This window comes from Muricoccus radiodurans, from assembly GCF_050154705.1.
In the GTDB taxonomy this organism is placed as follows: Bacteria; Pseudomonadota; Alphaproteobacteria; order Acetobacterales; family Acetobacteraceae; genus Roseomonas; species Roseomonas radiodurans.
Window position 1 is genome coordinate 4748795 of record NZ_CP189561.1, and the last position, 18332, is coordinate 4767126.

Sequence of the window (18332 nt, forward strand, 5' to 3'; positions counted from 1 at the left end):
GTCCATCCGTTCCCCTACCGCGCCTCGGAAGGCACGGGACGCTCCCGGGCGCCGCACCGGTGATGGCATGCAGGTGGCCCTTCATCGGTCGGTCGCAGGGCGATGGTGCCCATCGAGGCCGCTCGGCTCAACCCGATCGCCCGGTCTCGTGCCGAGGGTGTTCGCAGGCCCGCCGTGCTGGACAGGCCCGGCGAGGCGACGGACGCTGACCCTTCACCTGGAAGGGAGGTGACCAGCCGTCCGTGTCGGCCCAGGCCATCCTGACAGCCCTCGCGCTTCCCCCCATGCTGCTGGCGTTGCTTGCGCTGGCCGGTGGGCTGGCGGCTTGGCGCGGGCGACGCTGGGCCGGCTTGGTCGCGGCCGCCGCGGGCCTGGGCCTGCTGCTGCTCGCAACCCCAATGACCGAGAGCCTGCTGCTCCGCTCGCTCGAGCAGGAGGCGGAGATGCCAGCCGGTCCCGCGCCGGGGCCGCCCGGGGCGATCGTCGTGCTGGGGGCCGAGCAGGCCCGCGGCCTCGCCGGCACGGAGGTGGGGCCGCTGACCCTGGAGCGGCTGCGGGCCGGCGCGGCCCTTCAGCGGCGAACCGGACTGCCCCTGCTCGTCACCGGCGGGCCCCTCTCGGAGGGCGCCACGCCGATCGCGGTGCTGATGGCCCGCAGCCTCGACAGCGATTTCGGAGTCGCCGTGCGCTGGGTCGAGGACCGCGCGGCCGACACGCGGGAGAATGCGGCGAACAGCATCGCGCTGCTCCGCGCGGAGGGGATCTCCTCCGCCTACGTCGTCACGCATGGCTGGCACATGCCGCGCGCGAGGGAAGCCTTCGCGCGGCTGGGTTACTCGACGATTCCTGCCCCGGTGCGCGTCAGCCCGCCGGCGGACGGACGTTGGTCCGATGGGTTGCCCCGGGCGGACCGATGGTCCGGGAGCGCCTTCGCCATCCGGGAATGGGTCGGGCGCTGGGTGTATCGCCTCCGGGACGGCACCTGACGCAGGCTGTCGGCGGATTTGACACTACGGCGGGCGCCACGAAATTTGGCGTCTCAAAACAACATCCTAGCCTCTGGTTTGCTTCTTGCGATGTCTCCGGAAGCTTCTGGCGGGGGATGGCAAGATGATCCGACGCAGCGACGGGAACGTCAGTGCGACGGGAGTTGGCAGGGCGGGCCACGCCGGGTTGCCCGGCTAGGACGGCGCCATGCGGATCGCGGCCCCTCCGACCCGCCACCCGTTCGATCGTCCCGGCCGGCCGCCCATCCTGCCGGCCTCGTCCGTCAGCGAAGGTCTGATCGACGTGGATCCCTTCACCCTTCCGCCGCAGCCAGATGCGGGCCCTTCGCGACCACGGACGGCCGTCCTGGCCACGCCGGGCGAAACGCCCGTGCCCGCGCAGCCCGGCCTTCCCGCGTGGTGCGACCTCTATTTCAGGGCGCCGGGCGAAGACTTCTTCGCATCCCGCACCTGGTACGACACGGTTGCGGCGCAGGCGCTCGCCCCCGGTCAGGAGGCCGCTCCCCTGGTCGTGGGAGGGGTGGTGCTCTGGCCCCTTCTCCGGGAGGCGGACCGGATCCGGTCGCTGACGACGCCCTACACGCTGTCCTGGCGGCCTCTGGCGGTCCCGGCCGCCACGGAGCCGGCCCTGCGTGCGGCAGGACAGCGCGTCGGCGAGGCGCTGCGCGCCTTCCCGCCGACTTCCCTGGACGCGGTGGACCCCGAGGCGGCGGGCCTATCCTTCTTGCTGGACGGTCTTCGCGATGCGGGCCTGGCGGTGATGGAGCACGCCCATTTCGGCAACTGGCACGAGGCCTTCCCATCGGGCCTTCGTTGGGCCGACTACCTGGCCTCGCGCAGTCCCGCGCTGCGCACCACCATCCGCCGGAAGCTCGCGCGCGCCGGGCGGGAGACGAGGTTCGAGCTCCTGACCAGGCCGGGGCACGCCCTCGAGGCCGGGATCGCGGCCTATGTGGCCGTGCGGGCGCGGAGCTGGAAGCCGCACGAGCCCTTCCCCCATTTCGACCCGGCCCTGATGCGCGCGGCCGCCGCCGACGGCGTGCTGCGGCTGGGCGTGCTGTGGGATGCCGGCACCGGCGACCCCGTGGCGGTCCAGTACTGGATCGTCTCCGGTCGCCGCGGCTTCCTGCTGAAGCTCTGCCACGACGAGGCCCGGCGCGACGCGTCCCCGGGGACGGCGCTGACGGCGCTCATGGTGCGCGGCCTGCTGGACGATGACGGCGTGCGAGAGCTCGACTTCGGCCGTGGCGACGATCCCTACAAGGCGCTGTGGGTCTCGCAGCGCCGGCAGCGCATCGGGCTGGTGCTGGCGAGCCCGCGGAACCCGCTGGGCCTGATGGCCGTGGCGCGGCACGTGGCCGGGCGGGTGCGGCGGCGAGGCCTGGACACGCTCAAGGCGAGGCGGGGCGCCGGGCGGTGAGGATCCTCTACTCGCACCGCATCGGCTCGCGGGACGGACAGGGCGTGCATCTGGACTCCCTCGTCTCCGCCCTGCGCGAGGCCGGCCACGAGATCCGGGTGGTCGGGCCGCCATCCTATGATCGCGTGGCGCTCGGCAGCGACAACCGCGTCGCGACCTGGCTTCGGCAACGCTTGCCGTCCATCGCCGTGGAGATCATCGAGTTCGCCTACGGCCTGCCGGCGACGCGGCGACTGGCGCGCGCCGCCGCCGAGTTCGCCCCCGACGTGATCTACGAGCGCTACAACCTCTTCCACCTCTCCGGCGCGCTGGTCGCCCGCAGCCGCGGCCTGCCGCTCCTGCTGGAGGTGAATGCGCCGCTGGCGGAGGAGCGGGCCCGCTTCAGCGGCCTGCGCCTCCGCCGCCTGGCGCGCTGGGCCGAGACCTTCGTGTGGCGTCGGGCCGACCGGGTGCTGCCGGTGACGAAGGTCCTGGCGGACCATGTCGCCGCGGCCGGCGTGCCGCGGGACCGGATCGCCGTGGTCGCCAACGGGATTCACCTTCATGAGTTCCCGGCCGAAGACCCCGGACCCGTCTCCGCGGAGCGGCCGCTGGTGCTGGGCTTCGTCGGCTTCGTCCGGGACTGGCACGGGCTCGATGGCGTGATCCGTGCCATCGCCGCGTGGCAGGGACCGCCCCGTCTGTCGCTGCTGGTCGTCGGGGAGGGGCCGGCAAGGCCTGCGCTGGAGACGCTGGCGGCGGAGCTCGGCGTGGCCGATCAGGTCACTTTCACGGGCCTGGCCGAGCGCGCGGCGGTGCCAGCGCATATCCGGTCCTTCGACATCGCGCTGCAGCCGGCGTCGGTTCCCTACGCCTCGCCCCTGAAGGTGTTTGAGTACATGGCCGCCGGCCGTGCCATCGTCGCGCCGGACCAGCCGAATCTGCGGGAGGTGCTGGAGCACGACCGCACCGCCCTGCTGTTCGATCCGGCGGAGCCGGGCGCGCTGTGGGCCGCGATCCGGCGGCTGATCGAGGACCCGGCGCTGCGCGCCCGCCTGGGCGAGGCCGCGAGGGCCGATGTGGTGGCCCGCGACCTGACCTGGGCGGGCAATGCCCGCCGCGTCATCTCCCTGATGCAGGAGGCCGCGCAACGCGGACAGGCGGCATGAGCGACGCAACGCCTCTTGTCCTGAGCGTCTTCCCGACCTTCGCGGTCGGCGGCGCGCAGGTGCGCTTCGCGGCGCTGGCGAATGATCAGGGCCCGCGCTGGCGCCACGCCGTCGTGTCGCTGGACGGGCGCTTCGACTGCGCGGAGCGGATCGCGCCGGAGGTGCCGCTGCAGCGCTGCGCCTTCCAGGCTATCCCCGGCGAGGGCATGGCCGGGCGCCTGCGACGCATCCGCGCCCTGCTCCGCACACTGCGGCCGGACGCGCTGGTGACGAGCAACTGGGGCTCGATCGAGTGGGCCATCGCGAACCTGCCCGCGCCACGGATCCGGCACCTGCACACCGAGGACGGCTTCGGCCCGGACGAGGCGCGCGCGCAGAAGCGGCGGCGCATGGTGACGCGCGCGCTTGCCCTGCGCTGGAGCCATGTGGCCCTGCCCTCCAACGGGCTGCTGCGGGCGGCACGGGAGGCGTGGCGGCTGCCGGAATCGCGGCTGCACCTCATCGCGAACGGCCTCGACCTCCGGCGCTTTCGCCGGGATGGCCCGCGTGCGGACCTGGACGTCCCCGGCGAGGGGCCGCTGATCGGCACCGTCGCCGCCCTCCGGCCCGAGAAGAACCTCTCACGCCTGCTGCATGCCGTCGCCGCGCTGCGGCAGATGGGGGTGGCGGCACGGCTCGTCGTCATCGGGGATGGGAGCGAGGCCGGCATGCTGCGGAACCTTGCCGGCACCCTCGGCATCGCCGACCGGGTGCTCTTCGCCGGGCACGTGCCCGACCCGGCGGCCGCCTATCGCGCGATCGACCTCTTCGCCCTCTCCTCGGATACGGAGCAGATGCCGTTCTCGGTCCTGGAGGCGATGGCGAGCGGGCTGCCGGTGGCCTCCACCGATGTCGGTGACGTGCGGACGATGCTGTCCGGCATGAACCGGCCGCTCGTGGTGGCGCGGGACGGCGCGGCCCTGGCCGGGGCCCTGCGGCTTCTCGTCGAGGACCGGGCCTTGCGCGAGCGCCTGGGCGCGGCGAACCGGGCGAAGGCGGAACGCGACTATGACGAGGCCGCCATGTTCCGCGCCTATGCCGGGCTGATCGCGCAGTGACCGGCCGGCGCTCAGCTGTAGAGGTGCGCGCGGTCCTCGTCCCGCGCCGTCTCGGCCGCGGCGGCGTCCCGCAGGATGCGCCGGCGCGCGACCCAGTCGAACCAGGTGTCCAGGCCGTTCCAGCCCCGTCGCATCGCACCGTGGCGATCGCGGTAGAGGTCGACCACATGCGCGGGCATCGCTTCGATCCCCCGCTCGGCGAGAAGGGGGTAGAGCATCTCCGCCTGCTGCCGCCGCACCGCGTAGCGCATGCGCCGGTTGCGGTAGATGCGCCAATCCCGCAGCGACCAGGGGGAGAGCGGCGGATAGGCGAAGCCGCCGGCCGTCGTGGCCGTGACCCGGCGGTCGTTCCGCGGCCTGCGCAGGTCGAGGTCGTGCTTCACGAGGGCGGTGACCAGCCCATCCTCCCCGAACATGCCGAAGGGCAGTCGGACGCCGGTCTCTCGGAAGGCGGCGACGGTGGATCCCCGCAGCGCGTAAAGGTTGCCGGCCATCTCCCGCCTCTGGACCAGCTTCTCTCGGAACTTGTCGCGCGAGCGGCCGGAGATGGGAAGCGCGGCGCAGCCATTCGCCTCCGGCTCGGCCGAGAAGCGCTCGAGGAACCCGGCGATCGAGCCCGGCGCGGCGGTCATGTCGCCATCCGTGAAGACATGCAGCGCGGCGTCGTGCGGCGCCAGCTCATGCACGTAGGTGTTCCAGGCATTGGCCTTGTCGCCCCGTGCGATGATCGCGGGCTGCAAGGTGAATCCCTGCGGCCGGTAGGCGCGCAGAACGGCCTCCGTCCCATCGGTGCAGCCGTTGGCGAGCACGTGCACGGTGAGCGCGGCTTCCCCCGTCAGGGCTCCGAGCGCGTCGAGGCAGGCGGTGATGGTCCGCTCCTCGTTATAGGCAAAGACGGCCACGGATACGCGTGGAGGGGACATGCAGCGCACTCCGGCGACCGGATGGCCTGCCGCCGCCCGGGACCTTGTTGGACGGTCGGGATCAAGTCAATTCCGGCGCGGCCTGTCGAGGAGCCGCCGCAGCGCCAGGCGGAGAAGATGCTTCGGGCCGGCCGCGAGCCCTGCGTGCCCCGCCCGTGCGGCCATGGTGGCCGCCTCCCGATAGGCGGCCACGCCCGTGCGGGATGCGGCGTAGAGATGACCCTGGACCGCGCCCGGCAGGGCCGCCCGCAGGGCTTTGCGCTGACCCGGCGTCAGCATGATGCCACCCTGCCGGTCCGCTTCCGCGAGCCTCGTCAGGGACCGGACGGCACCGCGGCAGAACAGCATCTTGTTGCGCTCATGGGTCAGGTTCTCCCCGTGCACGCGCTTGCGGGCGACAATCTCCCGGACGAAGACAAAGCGGCCGAGCAGCGACATGCGCAGGAAGAGGTCGGTGTCCTCGCCATGCATCATCGCCTCGTCAAACAACCCCGCCGTGACCGCGGCGGACCGCCGGAACAGGCAGGCCGACGTCCCGAAGATGCCGGTACGCAGCAGCGCGGGAAAGGTGGCCTCGCCCAGGGAGAACACGCCGGGCGCGACGTCCTTGGCCGGCGCCTGGGCGACGCCGCTCGCGGCCAGGCCGCTGGCGTTCACGGGGCCGCCCGCGCCGAAAACGTCATGATCGCCGAAAGCGAGAACGATGCCCGGCGCGGCCTCCAGCGCCTGCCGCAGCGCCGCATGGTGGTTGGGCGTGAGGAGGTCGTCGGCGTCCAGCAGGGCCACCAGCGGCAGATCGCCGGTACGGATCGCCAGGTTCCGGGCGGCGGCGGGGCCGCGCGGGCCGGGATTGTGCAGGACCCGGATCGGGATTCGGTCGGCCAGGTCGCGCGCGCAGGACTCCGCGACCGCCACCGTGTCATCGGCGCTCGAATCGTTCACGACCGTGACCAGGGAGGGTGGAACGGTCTGCGCGGCGACACTTTCCAGTGTCTCCCTCAGGTAGCGGCCCGCATTATAGGCGGGGATCACCACTTCGATCGCCGAGGAAGCCATCCGGAAGACCTGCTGCGCTTCGGTCTTGTAGCCGCACGGCCATGGCCGATGGAAGCGCGGGCATGACGGCGCGCTCGATCGTCTTCGCCAACCGGGGCCTGGCCTTCGACGGACGGACCGTCGGGCAGCAGCCGCTCGGCGGCGTGGAGAGCTCGCTGATCGCGGTGGCGGAAGCCCTCGCGGCACGGGGTCACCGGGTCTCGGTCTACAATGACTGCACGGCGCCGGTGACCTATCGCGGCGTTGAATGGGTGCCGCTCCGCCAGGGGCTTCCGGTGCGGGCGGATCTCTATGTCGCGAACCGCGATCATGAGCTCCTCCTCGGCGTTCCACTGGCGCGCGCGCGGGCGCTGTGGCTGCACAACCCTGGCTGGAAGGCCGGGGGCTGGCGTTACCGCCTGAAGCTCGCTTTGCGGCCGGCGCGGGTCATCGTGCTCGGCGACTATCACCGGAACACTCTTCCGTCCTGGATGCAGGACCGCGCGGTCACCATTCCGCTCGCGCTGGCAGAGCCGTTCCGGACGGCCGCCGGGGGAGATCGCGGGCGGTCGCCACCCCGGCGAGCGGTCTTCACCTCCAATCCGGCACGGAACCTCGACTGGCTGCTGCGCGTCTGGTCCGAGCGGATCCACCCGCACGTCCCGGACGCGGAACTGCACCTATTCAGTGGTCCCGAGGTGTATCAGATGCGCCCCGGCACCGGGCGAAGCGGGATGGAGCGCGTGCTCGCGCAGGCCGACACCCTGCGGGACCGCGGCGTGGTCCGGCACCGTCCGGTGGGACGTGAAGTCCTTGTGGACAAGGTGGCCGGGGCGCGCGCCATGCTCTACCGGGGGCACGAGGAGGAGACCTTCTGCCTCGCCCTTGCGGAAGCGCAGGGCCTGGGCGTCCCCTGCGTCGTGCAGCCGATCGGCAGCGCGCCGGAGCGGGTCCGCAACGGGATCACCGGCATCGTGGCGGAGGACGACGAGACCTTCGCGCAGGGGGCCGTCCGGCTTCTGACGGACGACGCGCTCTGGCACGCCATGCATGTGGACTCCCTGCGCCTGCAACGGGCACGGGGCTGGAACGATGTCGCACAAGATTTTGAAAGGCTGATGCGTCCATGATGACCCATCTGCGCCGCCCCGTCCGCCAGGCCGCATCGCGGCTGCTTGCCCGGATGGGCTATGTGGCCGTCCCGGCGGGAGAGTGGCAGCACCTGCGCACCATGCGGCGCGTGCACCGGAACGATGTCGTCGAGATCGAGGAGCTCTATCGAACGTTCCTCTTTCCGGCGCTGCCACGGGACCTGGGGCGAATCGACGCCATGCACGAGCTGCACGGCACCTCCGTCGGAGAGGCCGTCCACATCGTGCATCACCTCCACAAGGCACTGGAGGTGGAGGGGGACGTTTGCGAGTTCGGCTGCAACGAGGGAGCGACATCCCGCCTGCTGGCGCACGAGCTGCTGTCACACGCCGACCGGAACCTCTGGCTCTTCGACAGCTTCGAGGGGCTGCCCGCCCCCGGGAAGGAGGACCGCCTGATCGATGACATCGGCGGTCTCGGTTCCATCGACCGATACGAGGGCACGATGCGCGCGAGGGAGGAGCAGGTTCGGACGAAGCTGGAGAGCGTCGGCTTTCCCGCCGAGAGGACGCGGATCGTGAAGGGCTGGATCGACCAGACGCTCATGGGACCGTCGGTCCCGACGCAGGTCAGCTTTGCCTATATCGACTTTGACTTCTACGAGCCCATCCGCCTCGCCCTCCAGTTCCTGGACCGGGTGATGCCGCCAGGCGGCGTCATCGTCGTCGATGACTACGGCTTCTTCTCCGCCGGTGCGCAGGCCGCGACGGACGAGTTCATCGCGGCGGCCGCGGACCGGTACACGATTCACCTGCCGCTGTCGGCGGCGGGCAAGTTCTGCATCTGCGAGAGGGTCGCGTGAGGTGGAGCCGATGCGCATCCTGCATCTCTACCGTCGCTTCCATCCCGACTATACGGGGGACGGCATCTATTACACGCGCCTGATCCCCCTGCTGGAGGAGCATGGGGTGGGCGGTGATATCCTTGTCTTCGAGACGAGGCCGAGCGACGACCGTCTGACGACCGTTCACGACGGGGTGGTCGTCCACTACCTTGGGAGGACGGGCGAGCGCGTCTCCACGGTCAGCCTTCTGCGCTGGCTGCTCCGGAACCTCGGGCACTATGATGCCGTGCACCTGCATTCGCATGTGGACCGGCAATTCCTGGCCTACATCCTCGCGCGCCTCCGGGGGCGGCGCGTCCTGTTCTCCTGCACCCTGAACGACAGCCCGACCGAGCTCCTGGCCGACTACCGCCCGGCCTATCGGCGGCTGGCGGCCCTGCTGATGCGGTCCATCGGGACCTTCGTGGTCATCAGCCCGCACCTGCTCCGCCAATCGCTGCAGAGCACCGAGGAGCGGCGCATCCGCTTCATTCCCCAGGGTGTCGCCCTCGATGCGCCGCCCGTCACGATCGAGACGCGGGCGGCGGCACGACGGGCGCTCGGTCTCGATCCGCGGGATTTCGTCCTGCTGAATGTCGGGTCCGTGTGTCGCCGAAAGAACGTGGCGTTCCTCGTCAAGGTTCTTGAGCGGATCGAGGATCCGCGGCTGAAGCTGCTCATCGTCGGGCCGCTGCTGGAGGACGACTACGCGGCCGAGATCAGGGCCGCGGCAGAGCGGCTCGGTGACCGGGTGATGCTGGTCGGCTTCCGCGAGGAGACCAGGGTCTATTACGAGGCCGCAGATGCCTTCGTCTTCGCCTCCACGGCCGAGGGATTCCCGAACGTCTTCCTGGAGGCGATGTCACGGAACCTGCCGATCATCACCCGTTTCCTGCCCGGCCTGACGGACTTTGTCGTCGATCACGGGCAGAGCGGCTATCTCGCCCACAGCCTGGACCAGTTCGCGGAAGCGATCCGCTCCCTTCAGGCTAATCCCGCACTGGCCGAGCGCATGGGCGAGGCGGGGCGCCGGTTCGCCGAGCGGAACCTGGACATGCGAACGGTCGCGGCCCGCTACGTCGGATTATATCGGGAAGCCCCGCGCGCTCCCGCGCGGACGGAGCCGGCCTTCCCCGACTTCCGCCTGCGATTCGCGAACAGCATCCGGGGGACACCATCTGTCATCGGCCTGCGCGAGTTCGATATGCCTGCCAGCGAGCCGCCCGTGCTCCAGGTGGTCATCGACACGGAGGCGGATTTCGACTGGGACAAGGGCACCGCCAGCGACACGGGCAGGGTCTCCTCGATTCAGGGCTTGGAGAGGGGCTTTCACGTTTTCCAGCGGCAGGGGATCCGCCCGGCCCTGGTCGTGGACTACCCCGTCGCCACCCAACCCCGCAGCGCCGACATCGTGCGCCGTCTGGCCGAGGAGGGCTGCGAGGTCGGCGTGCATCTCCATGCCTGGAGCACGCCGCCGCAGGTGGAACCCCGGGATGACTGGCACTCCTTCTCCGGCAATCTGGGGCCGGCACTGGAGCGAAAGAAGCTCGAGATCCTGTCGCAGCAGGTCGGAGCCTTGCTGGGCCACCAGCCCCGGATCTTCAAGGCCGGCCGTTACGGCCTCGGGCCTCACACGGTGGAGGCGCTCGAGGCGCTGGGGTTCGAGATCGATCTGTCCATCTGCCCGGCCTACGACTACTCGGCGATGGGAGGGCCGGACTTCTCCTCCTTCACGTCGCGCCCGGGCTGGTTCGGATCGACCGGCCGGCTCCTCTCCCTGCCGACCACGGCGGCGCGCCTGGGCTGGCTGGGGCGCCATGCCGATGCGGTGGGTGAAATTCTGGATCGCGGAATCAGCCGTCGGCTACGTATAAATGCTGTGACAAAGCGGTTTAACGTCTATTATCCTGTTCGCCTCTCGCCCGAAGGAAACAGTCTGGCACAGATGAAGGCGCTGACCCGGCAACTCCATGCCAGGGGGCTCCGGATCTTCACCCTCAGTCTTCACAGTCCGACACTGCAGGTGGGCAACACACCCTACGCACAGACCCTGGAAGGGATGCGCGCCGTGCTCGACCGCATCGACGGCTATCTGACCTTCTTTCGCGCGGAACTCGGCGGTTGCTTCTCGACGCCGTCCGAGATCCGCGGACGCCTGCTTCGGACATCGATGGCGACCGGGCCTCAGGTTCCTGCGGGAGTCGATCTCTCACATTCCGCATGTGGCTCCGCACTGGACCGCAGCGGGACAGGAGAGATCAGATCGCCCCTTTCCCGTTCGGAGGTCGTTGAGAGATCGGGTCCTCGCGAGGGATGGGGTTAACGCATCAATGCCCGCCCCTCGCCGCGAACACTCACCGCCGGTCTGGTTCGACGAGGGAGATGCCGACGACACGCTTCTCGGTTCGTTAAAGAAACGTCCAAGCTCTGGGAGGGGTCATCATTGCCGACCGGTCCTTCCAGGCAGAACATCAAACGTGGCACGCCTGAGGAAATGTTGTGTCATTTGATCTGGATTAATCGCGGCTGGTCACTCACAGCCTATGACATGCGTTCGGTTGGATTCGGACCTGAGTAAGTAGCGCGGCAATAACAACACGAAGGAGGCGCCTGTGGTTCTTGCCCTGATCAGGAAGCTGGAGATGCATTCTCCACTGCCGGCGGCGGACCGAGCGGAGATCGCGGGGGCCGTCGTGGAGATACGATCGATCGGTCCCCGGCGCGACATTGTTCAGCGGGGCGACCGGCCGGAGCACATTCATGTGGTGCTGAGCGGCATGGCCTGCTGCTACCGGCTCCTGCAGGATGGCGGACGACAGATCGTGGCGTTCCTGCTTCCGGGAGACCTCTGCGACCTCCAGTTTACCGGCAGGATGGAATACTCGGTCGCGACCCTCAACACATGCGAGGTGGCGCTGCTGTCGCGGGAGGCCTTCCAGGAACTCGCACAACGCCGTGGCGCTCTGGCGCTCGCGCTGCTGCGGGTGAATGCGATCGAGGCGAGCACGCTCCGCGAGTGGCTCGTCGCGATGGGACACGGCCCCGCCGAGCGGCAGATGGCCCATCTCTTCTGCGAGCTCCATGCCCGCTTCAGCAGCCTGGGCCTGACGAACACCCGCAGTTGCTCGCTGCCCCTCACGCAGAATGACCTGGCGGACACGCTCGGCCTGTCGCTGGTGCATGCCAACCGGACCATCATGCAGCTTCGCAACCGTGGCCTGATCACGTGGAAAGGGGGGGTGCTGACCATCCTGGACCTTGAGGCGCTGCGCAACTTCGCGGAGTTCAGTCCGGACTATCTCCAGGTCCTGCCTCCGTCCTTTCAGCCGAAGGACAGTTCGCCGGGCATCGTGGTTCGCGCGCCTTACCGCGGGTCCTGGGGACCGCAGCTCCTCCCCCATTCGGGTGGGGAGACGGTGCCGCCGATCGCCTGAGGGCGCTGCCCGGGCCTGTGCGACCGCCCGGGAAGACCGGGGCTGCCGTCAAGTGACCGATCGCGTCAGGATGGGAGGACGCACGACGGCACCACGGCGCTGGAGCGCGTCCGGCGACGACGGGTTGTACCAAGCGAACTGAGGCGACTGTTGGAGCGACGGGATGGGCCCGGATGCACCCCGGTTGTCCGATCCGCGCGAGCGTTCGATCTGCGCGATGGGTGAGAGTGCGCCCACGCCAAGTGCCCCGATCAGTCGGGCATGAGCGGAGGCGTGGGAACACCGGACGACGCAGTGGCTGTTCTACGGGCCCGCGGGCCGGAGCATGAAGAGTGCATCTTCACATTCACGGCGCTGGATGTCGAAGGGTCTGCGTTGCCCGGGTATTCTGTCGGCGCGGAATTCTCCCCATCGGATCGGGCACGAACAGGGCCTATGGTGGTTCCGGGATGCGGCACGGATCTGCTTCCAGCGTGCGGCTGAAGGGCTGCCGGCCCAGGCGGTCTATGACTCCGCGCATTTGAAGCGAAACTTTACGAGCCTTCTCCACGAGCGAGACGACGCCCATTAACCTACTGGAATCAAGAGATATTTTCTTCGGCACACCGCTTGCTGTTACGGAGGTGGTCCGGGATCTTTCCGGACCTAGGAGGGTTCCACATGACCATGAGAAAAGCTCTGGGAGCCGCGGTTCTTGCGGGCTCCCTGGCGGCCGCAATGCCGGCCAGCGCTACCCTGACGTTCAACTCCGGCGTTGGAGGGAACCAGGGGACAGACAATCTGATCTTCAACGCCTGCGGTCTCGCGTCCAACTCGGGCCTGACCGTCCAGGGGTGCCTCAACTCGAATCATGACACCCTGGTCAATATCACCGGCAGCGAGAGCCTGCACATCAACGGTGGCCAGGCCGTGATCGACGCGAGCAACGGAACACCGTTCACCAGCTTCACGATCGCGATGGATGATCCTTCGCTCGGCTTCTCGCGGCTCATCTTCAACGTCGATGCGGTCGCGGACGGCTTCGCCACAGTGACGGCCACGGACCAGTTCGGCCAAGTCTTCAACTTCACGAATATCGAGTTGGATGGGAACGGCCAGAACTTCTTCAACCTCGGCTCGCTGGACGGGCAGGTCGCGGTGAGCCTCACCTTCACGACCAACGTCGGCATCTCGAATATCTCCGACCTGACGCAGGTGCGGCTCGGCCCGACGGCTCTCACGCCGGTGCCGGAGCCTGCGACGCTGGCGCTGTTCGGTGCCGGTCTGCTCGGCCTGGGCTTCGTCCGCGCGCGGCGGGGAAGCTGAGATCGGCCTGACGCCGGCCTCGGGCTACGCGTCCTGGTGATGGTGCGACAGCGGCGCTCTATGTGTCGTGTCCGGTGATCGCACGCCAGGAAGCCGCTTGCCCGGACGGATCCGCCGACCCGATGAGGCCGCTCATCGGGTCGGCACTTCCCGTCATCTGTCCGGAGGGAGCAGCATCCCGGACCGGCCTGCGCCTCGCGTCGGGGGGCGGTGCCTGCGCTCAACCGCTTTCGCCAGCTCGCTGAGAGGCGACCGGCAGGCGTGAACGTCCTGCGCGGCCTCAACCGCCGCGGAGCCGTCCGGCCATGAGCTCTTGCAGGTCGAGGTCGTGCTCCAGCGCGTGCAGCACCTCGTCGTGAATCTCGCCGGACCGATGCAGTCGCAGAACCTCGGCGCGTCCGGCCGCGACGGCTGCGAGGACCACGTCGAAGTGGGCTCCCCGCTCTCCGGCCAAGGTGTCGGCCTCCGCACTGAAGCGCGCCGCCGCCCGCGCGCGGTACTGGTACTGCTCCAGCAGGCGGGGGTGCCGCGTGCTGCCGTCCGTGTTGCGCGCCAGTTGCTCGACGGCCGCGAGCTGCGTGGCGGCCATCCGCGCCTCTGCCTGGGCGCGTGTCAGGGTGGATGCGCCCCCGTGCCCGTCCTCGGCAAGGCCGAGCAGCCGGATCAGCACACCCAGGGTGGTGCCCTGCAGCAGCACCGTCACGAGGATGACGGCGAAGGCGGCGACGAGGATGAGGTCGCGTCCCGGCATCTCCTCGGGCACCGACAGGGCCACGGCCAAGGTCACGACCCCGCGCATCCCCGCCCAGCCCATGACGACGGACGCGGCCCAGTTCGGCGCGTGAGCGGCCCTGCCCCTGAGTCTGCGGGACAGGGCGCGCGCCCCGTCCGCGGCGAGGATCCAGGCAAAGCGGGAGAGGATGACCGCGACGATCACCCAGAGCACCGGCCGGCCGAGGACCTGCCACGCATCGTCCAGGCCGCCCAGGCGCACCAGGACCCCGTGCAGGGACAGGCCGATCAGGACGAAGACCAGGGCTTCCAGCAGATAGGTCATGATCTGCCACACGGCGGTCCCGGTCCGGCGCCCGTCGGCGGTGAAGATCTCGTGCTGATACCAGCCGAGGACGAGCCCGGTGGCCACGGTGGCGATCACGCCTGACAGGTGCAGGCGCTCGGCGAGGATATACGCGGCCCAGGGCATCAGGAGCGTGGTGATGATGCCCAGCTCGACCGATCGGAGCAGGCGCAGAAGGCCGGATCCCAGAAGGCCGACCACCGCCCCCACGACCACGCCGCCCAACGCCAGGAGGCCGAAGCTCGCGGTCGCCTGCCAGGCGTTGAACGTGCCGGTCAGCACGGCGGCCACCGCGAACCGGAAGAGCACGATGCCGGCGGCGTCGTTCAGCAGGCTTTCCCCCTCCAGCAGGACGAGGGTGCGGCGCGGCAGCCGCACGCCCTGAAGTACCGCCTTGGCCGCCACCGCATCGGGCGGGGAGACCACGGCCCCGAGGGCGAAGCAGGCTGCCCAGGGCAGGCCCGGCACGGCCCAGTGCACCGCCACTCCGACCGCGAGCGTCGTGAAGACCACGGCCCCGACGGCGAGTTCGAGCACCCCGCCCAGATGCTGGCGGAGTTCACGCCACGAGGTGAAGTAGGCACTGGCCATCAGGAGGGGTGGCAGGAAGAGGACGAGGACGAGGTCGGGATCCAGGGTCACCTCCGGCATGCCGGGGACGAACGTCAGGGCGCCGCCACCGAGGATGAAGGCCGCCGCCGGCGGCAGGCGCAGCCAGCGGGCCACCAGTTCGAGGCACACCACGGCGACCAGGAGCAGGAGGACGAATTCGAACTGTTCCACCATCAGGCCTATCCATCCTCATCGGTCGGTGCTGGGGGGATGGGATACCCGAAGTCCTGCCCCTGACCAGACACTCCCTCTCCGTCCCCGGGTCCATGCCCCCCCCGCTCAGCAGCGTCCCGCGGCACCTTCTTTCGGCAGCGCGCCCGGCTGACGGCGCGCTGGGCGGGCGATCGAGGCGTGCGGCCATCGCGGGCGGCCGGTACCGGATCACTGCGGTCTGGCCTGCCGGAGCCTCGCCCTATCGCTTCTCGAACCGGTAGGGTGTCGCCGCCGTCTCCTGCGGATCGAGCACGAGGCGGTGCTCCAGGGGCGGGAAGGCGCGGCTCCGGCAGTCGGCGCGATCGCAGAGCCGGCAGGACAGGCCGATGCCGACGCGCGCGGTGGCGAGGTCGACCCCGTCGGCATAGGTGAGCTCGTCCGCGCGGGTGAGGTCGCAGCCCATCGCGATGACATGCACCGGCCTCGGCTCGCCCCAGCGCAGCGCCGGACCCGTGACGGTGCGTGCGAAGGTGAGGAAGGCGGTGCCGTCCGTCAGCTCCGCCACCTGAACGCGGAGCGTGCCGGGGGTGGCGAAAGCCTGATGCACGATCCAGCGGGAACAGGAACCGCCGAAGCGGGCGAAGGGAAAGCCGGCGGCGGAGAAGCGCTTGCCCACATTCCCCGCGGGGTCCACGCGCAGGAAGAAGAAGGGCACCCCGCGCGCCCCGTCCCGCTGCATGGTGGCCAGCCGCTGGCAGGTTTGCTCGAAGGAGACGCCGAAGCGGGCGGCCACCGCCTCCACGTCGTGGCGCAGCGCGCGCGCCGTCTCCAGGAAGGGCGCATAGGGCATCAGCAGCGCCGCGGCGGCGTAGTTCAGCAGGCCAAGGCGGATGAGGGCGGTGGCCTCCGCGGTGGAGGGCGGCGCGGGGGCGAGGAGCGCGTCGAGGTCGTCGCGGGCCTCCAGCAACATCAGCTGGAAGGCCAGCTGGAAGCCGCGGCTCTCCCGCGGAAGCGCCTCACTGAGGGACAGGCGGCGCGTGTCCGGATCGAAACGGCGCAGCGCGCCGGGAAGCGGGCCAACCGTCACCTGCACGCCGTGGCGGTTGCGCAGGCGCTCGGCGATGGCGTGGTTCATCTCGGCGGGGGCGGCGGCGGCCTCGGCGCCGATGCGTTCGGCCACTGCCTCCAGCGCGGGAAAGTGGTTCGCACGGTCATGGAAGAAGTCGCGCGCCTCCTCGTTCGGCAGCAGGAGCCGGCGGCCGGAGGGCAGCGCGATGCCCGACGCATCCTCCCGCGCCACGCGCCAGGCACGGTAGAGGGCCAGCACGCCGCGCGCGGCGTTCGGCGCCTGCACGGCCAAGGCGCGGAGCTCCGCCTCCGGCACCGTCTCCAGCCCGAGGAGCGGATCGGAGAGAACCTCGCGCAGCCCGGTCTCGAGCTGGCGCTCCGCCTGTCCCGACAGCGCGGCGAGGTCCACTTGCAGCGCGTCCGTCAGCTTGAAGAGAAGGCTGGCGGTGACGCCACGCTGGTCATGCTCGATGAGGTTCAGGTAGCTCGCGGAAATCCCCAGCCGGGCCGCGAGGGCCTGCTGCGAGAAGGCCTTTTCCTGGCGAATCCGGCGGATGGTCTGGCCGATCTGGGGACGGGACATCTTTACAGGCTTTACGAATTGGCCGGTGTGTCGGTGAAGGCGGACACGCCCTTGCCGCACTGCACCCTGAACTACGGCTGATTTTCTCGCGTTGCAATGTCAAGTTTTGACGGCGGCAAGGAGGCCGGCAGGCAGTGAACACGAACCAACCTCTTTTCTCCCCGGACGGCATGGGCGGCAGCGTCAGCGCCGAGCCCGGGCGCTTCGACGGGATCCGCCGCGACTATGCCCCCGCCGACGTCGAGCGGCTCGCCGGCTCCTTCCGCGTGAAGCACACGCTGGCCGACATGGGCGCCCGCCGCCTGTGGCACCTGCTGAAGACCGAGCCCTTCGTGAACACGCTCGGCGCGTTGACCGGCATGCAGGCGCTGCAGCAGGTGAAGGCGGGGCTGAACGCCATCTACCTCTCGGGCTGGCAGGTGGCGGCGGACGCCAACACCTCCTCCACCATGTATCCGGACCAGTCCCTGTATCCGGTGGATTCCGTGCCGACGGTGGTGCGGCGGATCAACAACGCGCTGCGCCGCGCCGACCAGATCGCGATGCTGGAGCGGACCGAGGGCAAGAAGGACGACCCGACCCACTACATGGCGCCCATCGTGGCGGATGCGGAGGCCGGCTTCGGCGGTGCGCTGAACGCCTATGAGCTGATGCGCCACATGATCGAGGCCGGCGCGGCGGGCGTGCACTTCGAGGACCAGCTGGCCTCCGAGAAGAAGTGCGGGCATCTCGGCGGCAAGGTGCTGGTGCCGATCTCCCAGCACATCCGCACGCTCAACGCGGCCCGCCTGGCCGCCGACGTGGAGGGGGTGCCGACGGTCCTGCTCTGCCGCACCGATGCCGAGAGCGCGCAGCTCCTGACGAGTGACGTGGACGAGCGCGACCGACCCTTCATCTCCGGCGATCGCACGCCGGAGGGCTTCCACCGCATCCGGCCCGGCGTCGGCAAGGACTACGCCATCGCCCGCTCCCTCGCCTACGCGCCCTATGCCGACCTGCTGTGGTGGGAGACGTCGGACCCCGACCTGAACGACGCACGCGCCTTCGCGGAGGCGATCCACCGTGCGTTCCCGGGCAAGATGCTCGCCTACAACTGCTCACCGAGCTTCAACTGGCAGCGCAAGATGGGCGTGGACGCCGCGGCCAAGTTCCAGCGCGAGATCGGCGCCATGGGCTACAAGTTCCAGTTCGTGACCCTCGCCGGGTTCCACTCGCTGAACCTGTCCATGTTCAAGCTCGCCCGCGGCTACCGGGATCGCGGCATGGGCGCCTATTCCGAGCTCCAACAGGCGGAGTTCGCCGCGGAGCCGGAGGGCTTCACCGCCGTGCGCCACCAGCGGGAGGTAGGCGTGTCCTACTTCGACGCGGTGGCGACGGCGGCCGCCGGCGGGCAGTCCAGCACCACCGCCATGGCGCACTCGACCGAGGCTGCGCAGTTCCACGACCACGCCACCCCGGCGCGCGAGCCAGCGGCGGCGAAGTAGTCCACCCCGG

At 69.9% G+C, this 18332-nt stretch carries 14 protein-coding genes; 10 read left to right on the plus strand and 4 right to left on the minus strand.

Features of this window, described 5'->3' with window-relative positions; translation table 11 throughout:
* Window positions 1-242: 242 nt before the first annotated feature.
* The 4 genes from ACP6CK_RS22205 to ACP6CK_RS22220 all read left to right on the plus strand — a co-directional run bounded on the left by ACP6CK_RS22205 (window position 243) and on the right by ACP6CK_RS22220 (window position 4672).
* Complete coding sequence (locus ACP6CK_RS22205) at window positions 243-986, plus strand: YdcF family protein (protein WP_426955495.1); 744 nt, start codon at window positions 243-245, stop codon at window positions 984-986.
* Between the two features lie 208 nt (window positions 987-1194).
* Complete coding sequence (locus ACP6CK_RS22210; RefSeq protein WP_426955496.1) at window positions 1195-2427, plus strand: GNAT family N-acetyltransferase; 1233 nt, start codon at window positions 1195-1197, stop codon at window positions 2425-2427.
* Complete coding sequence (locus ACP6CK_RS22215; RefSeq protein ID WP_426955497.1) at window positions 2424-3575, plus strand: glycosyltransferase family 4 protein; 1152 nt, start codon at window positions 2424-2426, stop codon at window positions 3573-3575. Before ACP6CK_RS22210 ends, ACP6CK_RS22215 begins: the two co-directional genes overlap by 4 nt.
* Window positions 3572-4672 (plus strand): glycosyltransferase, encoded by a 1101-nt coding sequence (locus tag ACP6CK_RS22220; RefSeq protein ID WP_426955498.1) that lies wholly within the window; start codon window positions 3572-3574, stop codon window positions 4670-4672. The genes ACP6CK_RS22215 and ACP6CK_RS22220 overlap by 4 nt, the downstream gene beginning before the upstream one ends.
* A gap of 11 nt (window positions 4673-4683) precedes the next feature.
* Here ACP6CK_RS22220 and ACP6CK_RS22225 read toward each other — a convergent pair whose 3' ends face one another.
* Window positions 4684-5595: a glycosyltransferase gene (locus tag ACP6CK_RS22225; protein ID WP_426955499.1), complete on the minus strand. Its 912-nt coding sequence runs from the start codon at window positions 5593-5595 to the stop codon at window positions 4684-4686.
* A 66-nt stretch (window positions 5596-5661) separates the two neighbouring features.
* On the minus strand, window positions 5662-6651 hold the full coding sequence (locus ACP6CK_RS22230; RefSeq protein ID WP_426955500.1) for a glycosyltransferase family A protein: 990 nt from the start codon (window positions 6649-6651) through the stop codon (window positions 5662-5664).
* Between the two features lie 62 nt (window positions 6652-6713).
* On the opposite strand from ACP6CK_RS22230, the gene ACP6CK_RS22235 reads away from it, so the two are divergent.
* The 5 genes from ACP6CK_RS22235 (at window position 6714) to ACP6CK_RS22255 (ending at window position 13344) form a co-directional block, all read left to right on the plus strand.
* The gene (locus ACP6CK_RS22235; protein WP_426955501.1) at window positions 6714-7760 is read left to right on the plus strand and encodes a glycosyltransferase; all 1047 of its coding nucleotides are present in this window, start codon (window positions 6714-6716) and stop codon (window positions 7758-7760) included.
* The gene (locus ACP6CK_RS22240) at window positions 7757-8584 is read left to right on the plus strand and encodes a TylF/MycF/NovP-related O-methyltransferase (protein ID WP_426955502.1); all 828 of its coding nucleotides are present in this window, start codon (window positions 7757-7759) and stop codon (window positions 8582-8584) included. Before ACP6CK_RS22235 ends, ACP6CK_RS22240 begins: the two co-directional genes overlap by 4 nt.
* Window positions 8585-8594: 10 nt before the next feature.
* A complete protein-coding gene (locus ACP6CK_RS22245; RefSeq protein ID WP_426955503.1) occupies window positions 8595-10928 on the plus strand; it encodes a glycosyltransferase in 2334 nt (777 codons plus the stop codon).
* A gap of 319 nt (window positions 10929-11247) precedes the next feature.
* Complete coding sequence (locus tag ACP6CK_RS22250) at window positions 11248-12039, plus strand: Crp/Fnr family transcriptional regulator (protein WP_426955504.1); 792 nt, start codon at window positions 11248-11250, stop codon at window positions 12037-12039.
* Between the two features lie 660 nt (window positions 12040-12699).
* Window positions 12700-13344 carry a PEP-CTERM sorting domain-containing protein gene (locus ACP6CK_RS22255; protein ID WP_426955505.1) on the plus strand — a complete coding sequence of 215 codons (645 nt, stop codon included), beginning with the start codon at window positions 12700-12702 and terminating at the stop codon, window positions 13342-13344.
* A gap of 280 nt (window positions 13345-13624) precedes the next feature.
* On the opposite strand, the gene ACP6CK_RS22260 is transcribed toward ACP6CK_RS22255, so the two are convergent.
* Both ACP6CK_RS22260 and ACP6CK_RS22265 read right to left on the minus strand, forming a co-directional pair.
* Entirely contained in the window at window positions 13625-15208 is a 1584-nt protein-coding gene (locus tag ACP6CK_RS22260) for a Na+/H+ antiporter (protein WP_426955506.1), read from the minus strand.
* A 238-nt stretch (window positions 15209-15446) separates the two neighbouring features.
* Window positions 15447-16838 (minus strand): helix-turn-helix domain-containing protein, encoded by a 1392-nt coding sequence (locus ACP6CK_RS22265; RefSeq protein ID WP_426955507.1) that lies wholly within the window; start codon window positions 16836-16838, stop codon window positions 15447-15449.
* A 170-nt stretch (window positions 16839-17008) separates the two neighbouring features.
* Here ACP6CK_RS22265 and aceA point away from each other — a divergent pair, with 170 nt between their 5' ends.
* Entirely contained in the window at window positions 17009-18322 is a 1314-nt protein-coding gene (gene aceA / locus ACP6CK_RS22270) for an isocitrate lyase (RefSeq protein ID WP_426959965.1), read from the plus strand.
* The last annotated feature ends 10 nt before the right edge of the window (window positions 18323-18332 follow it).

Coding starts and splice junctions, on each gene's coding strand:
- ACP6CK_RS22210 (WP_426955496.1), top strand. CDS start 1,195: ATGCGGATCGCGGCCCCTCCGACCCGCCACCCGTTCGATCGTCCCGGC.
- ACP6CK_RS22220 (WP_426955498.1), top strand. CDS start 3,572: ATGAGCGACGCAACGCCTCTTGTCCTGAGCGTCTTCCCGACCTTCGCG.
- ACP6CK_RS22225 (WP_426955499.1), bottom strand. CDS start 5,595: ATGTCCCCTCCACGCGTATCCGTGGCCGTCTTTGCCTATAACGAGGAG.
- ACP6CK_RS22230 (WP_426955500.1), bottom strand. CDS start 6,651: ATGGCTTCCTCGGCGATCGAAGTGGTGATCCCCGCCTATAATGCGGGC.
- ACP6CK_RS22235 (WP_426955501.1), top strand. CDS start 6,714: ATGACGGCGCGCTCGATCGTCTTCGCCAACCGGGGCCTGGCCTTCGAC.
- ACP6CK_RS22240 (WP_426955502.1), top strand. CDS start 7,757: ATGATGACCCATCTGCGCCGCCCCGTCCGCCAGGCCGCATCGCGGCTG.
- ACP6CK_RS22245 (WP_426955503.1), top strand. CDS start 8,595: ATGCGCATCCTGCATCTCTACCGTCGCTTCCATCCCGACTATACGGGG.
- ACP6CK_RS22250 (WP_426955504.1), top strand. CDS start 11,248: ATGCATTCTCCACTGCCGGCGGCGGACCGAGCGGAGATCGCGGGGGCC.
- ACP6CK_RS22255 (WP_426955505.1), top strand. CDS start 12,700: ATGACCATGAGAAAAGCTCTGGGAGCCGCGGTTCTTGCGGGCTCCCTG.
- ACP6CK_RS22260 (WP_426955506.1), bottom strand. CDS start 15,208: ATGGTGGAACAGTTCGAATTCGTCCTCCTGCTCCTGGTCGCCGTGGTG.
- ACP6CK_RS22265 (WP_426955507.1), bottom strand. CDS start 16,838: ATGTCCCGTCCCCAGATCGGCCAGACCATCCGCCGGATTCGCCAGGAA.
- aceA (WP_426959965.1), top strand. CDS start 17,009: ATGGGCGGCAGCGTCAGCGCCGAGCCCGGGCGCTTCGACGGGATCCGC.